Source organism: Mesorhizobium sp. M2C.T.Ca.TU.002.02.1.1 (assembly GCF_003997225.1).
This window is the reverse complement of record NZ_RZTO01000394.1, coordinates 1-5,584: the sequence shown is the minus strand read 5'-3', so window position 1 is coordinate 5,584 and position 5,584 is coordinate 1. Positions and strand designations below refer to the sequence as shown.

At 64.0% G+C, this 5,584-nt stretch carries 6 protein-coding genes; 1 reads left to right on the top strand and 5 read right to left on the bottom strand.

The window, feature by feature from the left end:
• From EOD07_RS20265 to EOD07_RS20255, 3 genes are all read right to left on the bottom strand, one after another.
• Positions 1–694: biotin carboxylase N-terminal domain-containing protein (locus tag EOD07_RS20265; RefSeq protein ID WP_127236729.1), on the bottom strand; the 694-nt coding region annotated here is incomplete at its 3' end.
• A 110-nt stretch (positions 695–804) separates the two neighbouring features.
• A complete protein-coding gene (locus tag EOD07_RS20260; RefSeq protein ID WP_127236728.1) occupies positions 805–1,335 on the bottom strand; it encodes an O-acetyl-ADP-ribose deacetylase in 531 nt (176 codons plus the stop codon).
• A gap of 2 nt (positions 1,336–1,337) precedes the next feature.
• Positions 1,338–2,945 carry a carboxyl transferase domain-containing protein gene (locus tag EOD07_RS20255; protein WP_127236727.1) on the bottom strand — a complete coding sequence of 536 codons (1,608 nt, stop codon included), beginning with the start codon at positions 2,943–2,945 and terminating at the stop codon, positions 1,338–1,340.
• A 245-nt stretch (positions 2,946–3,190) separates the two neighbouring features.
• Between EOD07_RS20255 and EOD07_RS20250 the strand changes: the two genes are divergently transcribed.
• Positions 3,191–3,583 (top strand): hypothetical protein, encoded by a 393-nt coding sequence (locus EOD07_RS20250; RefSeq protein ID WP_040984283.1) that lies wholly within the window; start codon positions 3,191–3,193, stop codon positions 3,581–3,583.
• Between the two features lie 17 nt (positions 3,584–3,600).
• Here the strand turns inward: EOD07_RS20250 and EOD07_RS20245 are convergent, their stop codons facing one another.
• Positions 3,601–4,764, bottom strand: coding sequence for an isovaleryl-CoA dehydrogenase (locus EOD07_RS20245; RefSeq protein WP_127236726.1), 1,164 nt, complete (start codon positions 4,762–4,764; stop codon positions 3,601–3,603).
• Entirely contained in the window at positions 4,733–5,377 is a 645-nt protein-coding gene (locus EOD07_RS20240; protein ID WP_041012975.1) for a TetR/AcrR family transcriptional regulator, read from the bottom strand. Before EOD07_RS20240 ends, EOD07_RS20245 begins: the two co-directional genes overlap by 32 nt.
• Between the last annotated feature and the right edge of the window lie 207 nt (positions 5,378–5,584).

The window sequence follows — 5,584 nt, the reverse complement described above, 5'->3', positions numbered from 1 at the left end:
GCGCCGAGCAGTCGCGTTCGAAAAGATGCACGGCATTGCCGAAATTGTCGCCGAACACTTGGCACTCGATATGGCGTGGCTTGTCGACATATTTTTCGACCAGCACGCGGTCGTCGCCAAAGGCGGCTTTCGCCTCGCGGCGCGCTCCGGAAAGCGCCTCAGAGAAATCGTCGGGATGGTCGACGCGCCGCATGCCCTTGCCGCCGCCGCCGGCGCGCGCCTTGATCAGAACGGGGTAGCCGATCTCGCGCGCCTTGGACGCAAGCAGCACGATCTCCTGCGCCTCGCCGTGATAGCCCGGCACCACCGGCACGCCGGCCGCCTCCATCAGCCGCTTGGCGGCGTCCTTCAATCCCATGGCCCGGATCGAGGCGGCGGACGGCCCGATGAAGACGAGGCCGGCAGCCGTCACCTGGTCGACGAAATCGGGGTTCTCCGACAGGAAGCCGTAGCCCGGATGGATCGCCTCGGCACCGGTGGCGAGTGCCGCCGCCACGATCCTGTCGCCGCGCAGATAGCTTTCACCGACGGGCGAGGGGCCGATATGCACCGCCTCGTCGGCCATCTCGACATGCAGGGCCTTGGCGTCGGCGTCGGAATAGACGGCCACGGTCCGCACGCCGAGCTTGCGGGCGGTACGGATGACGCGGCAGGCGATCTCGCCGCGATTGGCGATCAGGATCTTGCCGAACATGGAGCCTCCGCAGCCAGGATGTGTTGCAGGCGGCGCTGGCGATCCTTCGCGCCCCCCTCTGTCCTGCCAGCATGTCCAAGCAGACAAATTGTTCGAATCGCTCATGCAGCTCAGCCTTCCCCAATGGCAGCAACGGCCCGTCGGTATAGCTCCGCCATCGGCTCATCGAAGCAGCAGAAAGTAACCATCTCCGGCACTATGTTGCGCCGCAGGAAGTCGCTCACGGTGCCAACAGCGATCCCGGTCGCCTGGTCTTTCGGAAAGCGATAGATGCCGGTCGAGATCGCCGGAAACGCCACCGTCCGGCATTCATGGCCGAGCGCGATTTCGAGCGAGCGCCGGTAGCAGGAGGCGAGCAACTCGGCTTCGCCCTTGCCGCCGCCTTGCCAGAGCGGCCCGACCGTGTGGATGACATAGCGCGCCGGCAACCGATAGCCCTTTGTCAGCTTGGCATCGCCGGTCTTGCAGCCATGCAGCGTGCGGCACTCGGCGACCAGCTCAGGCCCTGCTGCGCGGTGTATGGCGCCGTCGACGCCACCGCCACCGAGCAACGAGGAATTCGCTGCGTTGACGATGGCGTCGACCGCGAGCCTGGTGATGTCCCCGGTGTGGATGCGAATCCTGTCGCCGAAAGCGCTCATCGTTACATCCTGAACACGCCGAACTTCGTCTCCTCGATCCCGGCATTGAGCGCCGCCGAAAGGCTCAGCGCCAGCACCTCGCGCGTCCTGGCAGGATCGATGATGCCGTCGTCCCACAGCCTGGCCGAGGAATAGAGCGGGTGGCCCTCATGCTCGTATTTCATCAGGATAGGCTTCCTGAACTTCGCTTCCTCCTCGGCGCTCCATTGGCCGCCCTTGCGCTCGATGCCTTCGCGCTTGACCATGGCGAGCACGGTGGCCGCCTGCTCGCCGCCCATCACCGAGATGCGCGCATTGGGCCACATCCACAGGAAGCGGGGCGAATAGGCGCGGCCGCACATGCCGTAATTGCCGGCGCCGAAGGAGCCGCCGATGATCACCGTGAGCTTCGGCACCTTCGCCGTGGCGACCGCCATCACCAGCTTGGCGCCGTCCTTGGCGATGCCGCCGGCCTCGTATTTGCGCCCGACCATGAAGCCGGTAATGTTCTGCAAAAAGATCAGCGGAATGCCGCGCTGGCAGCAGAGCTCGATGAAATGCGCGCCCTTCAGCGCGCTTTCCGAGAAGAGCACGCCATTGTTGCCGATGATGCCGACCGGCATGCCATGCAGATGCGCAAAGCCGGTGATCAGCGTAGTGCCGTAGTTCTGCTTGAACTCGTCGAACTCCGAACCGTCGACGAGACGGGCGATCACCTCGCGCACGTCATAGGGCTGGCGCAGATCCGTCGGCACGACGCCGTAGAGTTCGCTCGGATCGTAAAGCGGTTGAATCGGCTTCTGCAAATTCAGGCTTACGGCCTTGTTGCGATTCAGGTTCTTGATGATGCGCCGGCAAATGGCCAACGCATGCTCGTCGTCCATGGCGTAGTGGTCGGCGACGCCGGACAGCCTGGTGTGCACATCGGCGCCGCCGAGCTCCTCGGCGCTGACATCCTCGCCAGTCGCGGCCTTAACCAGCGGCGGGCCGCCGAGAAAAATTGTCGCCTGGTTGCGCACCATGATCGTCTCGTCCGACATCGCCGGCACATAGGCGCCGCCGGCCGTGCAGGAACCCATGACGCAAGCGATCTGCGGGATGCCCGCCGCCGACATGTTGGCTTGGTTGTAGAAGATGCGGCCGAAATGCTCGCGGTCGGGGAAGACCTCGTCCTGGTTGGGCAGATTGGCGCCGCCTGAGTCGACCAGATAGACGCAGGGCAGGTTGTTCTGCAGCGCGATCTCCTGCGCTCTCAGATGCTTCTTCACCGTCAGCGGATAGTAGGTGCCGCCCTTCACCGTGGCGTCGTTTACGACGACCATCACCTCCGTGCCCTCGACGCGGCCGACGCCGGTAATGATGCCGGCCGACGCGATGTCCTCGCCATACATCGACCATGCCGCGAACTGGCCGACCTCGAGGAAGGGTGAGCCGGCATCGAGCAGTTGCGCCAGCCGCTCGCGCGGCAGAAGCTTGCCGCGTGAGACATGGCGTTCGCGGGCTTCATCGGAGCCGCCGCGCTCGACGCTTGCCGCCTTCTCGGAAATTTCGGCGACCAGCCCCCGCATGCACTCGGCATTGGCGCGGAAGGTGTCGGAGGAGGGGGAGATCTGGGTTTGCAGCGTGGCCAAATTTGTCCTCACACCTCTTGATGCCGTTGCGGAACCAGTGTAACAGCCCGCCCCCGGATGCTGCGTGCCAAGCGTGGCATCTTTTGTATGTATGACACCCTCAGGAGGCGACGATGGAAAGCATGAATATGCGTTTCACCAGATGTCTCCCTTCGGCCATGGCCTGACGCCGCCGAAGGGCGGCCTTCCGCGTCCCGAATCTGAGCAAGAGGAACACAGCGCCTGCAGGCGCCGTGGGTGTCATCATGTATTTGCGGTTTGTAACGCCGCTGATCCATCCGAACAGCCGGGTGGAGACCGGCTTTTTTCACGCATCCTGGTATCTGTATCGGAACGGATGCCCGGACTGGATCCATGACGAGCTGGACGATCAGTTCGACTGGTTCAACCGGCATCTGCCCATTCCAGGCCGGGTTGGCCGGCATTTCAAGCGCCGGAATTCGATCTGGGGCATCTGCTGGTTCCATCCGGACGCCAGGGAAGCGATCAGCCGTGCGCGTTATTGCGCCTGGCTGATCGAAGAGGGCGGCTTGCCCGTGCGCCCGATCACGTCGGCACGTCAGCGCGAGGTCCTGTGGCGCGATGCGCATCAGATCGTCGCCAAGCCGACCGACGACCTGCCCAAGGCGTTCGGCTGAGATGGCGGAGAGGGACATCACACCCCCTCCGCCATGATCTCGCGGCCGATCAGCCAGCGGCGGATCTCGCTGGTGCCGGCGCCGATCTCGTAGAGCTTGGCGTCGCGCAGCAGCCGTCCCGTCGGGTAGTCGTTGATATAGCCGTTGCCGCCGAGCAGTTGGATGGCGTCGAGCGCCATCTGCGTCGCCTTCTCGGCCGCGAAGAGCACGCAGCCGGCGGCGTCCTTGCGCGTGGTCTCGCCGCGGTCGCAGGCGGCGGCCACGGCATAGACGTAAGCCCGCGCGGCGTTCATCGTCGTATACATGTCGGCGAGCTTGCCCTGCACCAGCTGGAACGTGCCGATCGGCTGGCCGAACTGCTTGCGCTCGTGCACGTAAGGCACGGCGACGTCCAGGCAGGCGGCCATCAGCCCGAGCGGGCCGCCGGAGAGCACTGCACGTTCATAGTCGAGCCCCGACATCAGCACCTCGACGCCGCGCCCTTCCTCATGCAGCACATTCTCGAACGGCACCTCGACATTCTCGAACACCAGCTCGCCGGTGTTGGAGCCGCGCATGCCGAGCTTGTCCAGCTTCTGCGCGACTGAAAAGCCGGCCATCGTTTTCTCAACGATGAAGGCCGTGATGCCGCGCGAATGGCGTTCCGGATCGGTCTTGGCATAGACCACCATCGTTCCGGCGTCGGGGCCGTTGGTGATCCACATTTTCGAGCCGTTGAGCACATAGCGGTCGTTGCGCTTTTCGGCGCGCAGCCTGAGCGACACCACGTCCGAGCCGGCGCCGGGCTCCGACATCGCCAGCGCGCCGACCGTTTCGCCCGAGCAAAGGGCAGGCAGGTACTTCTCCTTCTGGGCCGGTGTGGCCCAGCGGTTGATCTGGTTGACGCATAGGTTCGAATGCGCGCCGTAGGAGAGGCCGACCGAGGCCGAAGCGCGCGAAATCTCCTCCATCGCCACGACATGCGCCAGATAGTTCATGCCGGTTCCGCCGAAATCGGGGTCGGCGGTGATGCCGAGCAGGCCGAGCGCGCCGAGTTCACCCCACAGATGCGCGGGGAACTCGTTGGAACGGTCGATCTCCGCCGCGATCGGCGCGATCCTGTCCTGGGCGAAGCGCCGCACGGTATCGCGTAGCGCCTCAATGTCGGGATCAAGTCCGAAGCTGAGCGTATTCGTGTACATGCGCAACCTCCCTGCCGTCGATCTTCGCGCCGACGAGCCGCATTGTCATGGAAAGATATGTCGTGGTGACTTCAGCGACCGACAGCCGTTCGCCTGGCCGGAACCAGACGATGACGCCCGTCATCATCTGGATCAGTGCCATGGCGGTGAGCCCGGTATCGTCGACCTGAAAGAGACCGGTTTCGGCGCCGTCGCGCAGGATCGTGCGCAATTCCTTCTCATAGGTCGTGCGCATCTTGAGGATCTGCGTCAGCCTTTCATGCGAGAGGCTGCGCAACTCCATGTTGGAGACATGGGTGGCGTGACGCCGCTCGATGTGGAAAGCGATGTGGTTCTCGACATAGGCGGCAAGGCGGGTCACCGGATCGGCGGTGGCCGGCCGCGCCGCTTCCCAAGCCTTGAGCAGACCCTCCATATGCTCGCGCATCAGCGTGAACAGAAGGTCCTCCTTGGTTGGAAAATAGCGGTAGAGCGCGGCCGCCTGCACACCGACCTCCGCCGCCAACTGCCGCATCGACATCGCCTCGTAGCCCAGCCGCGCGATCAGGCTGACCGCCGCTTCGCGGACGGCCGCTTCGGTCTTTTCCCCGTCGGACCCGGTTGTACGCGCCATATTTGCCTCCGGCGATATTAATAAAACGAACGTTCAATTAATTCAAGGTGGGAAGAAAGCATTCCTCGCCCCCGCAAAGCGGCTAGGAGATTCACACATCTCGTAGGCTCCAGCCACGTGCGATGGATTGGAAGTACTGAAGGCCGTGGCGGAAGGTAATAGGGCCTGGCGGCTTGGACTTGGGATAGCCATCCCATCCTCCGAGCT

Coding starts and splice junctions, on each gene's coding strand:
- EOD07_RS20245 (WP_127236726.1), bottom strand. CDS start 4,764: ATGTACACGAATACGCTCAGCTTCGGACTTGATCCCGACATTGAGGCG.
- EOD07_RS20250 (WP_040984283.1), top strand. CDS start 3,191: ATGTATTTGCGGTTTGTAACGCCGCTGATCCATCCGAACAGCCGGGTG.
- EOD07_RS20260 (WP_127236728.1), bottom strand. CDS start 1,335: ATGAGCGCTTTCGGCGACAGGATTCGCATCCACACCGGGGACATCACC.
- EOD07_RS20240 (WP_041012975.1), bottom strand. CDS start 5,377: ATGGCGCGTACAACCGGGTCCGACGGGGAAAAGACCGAAGCGGCCGTC.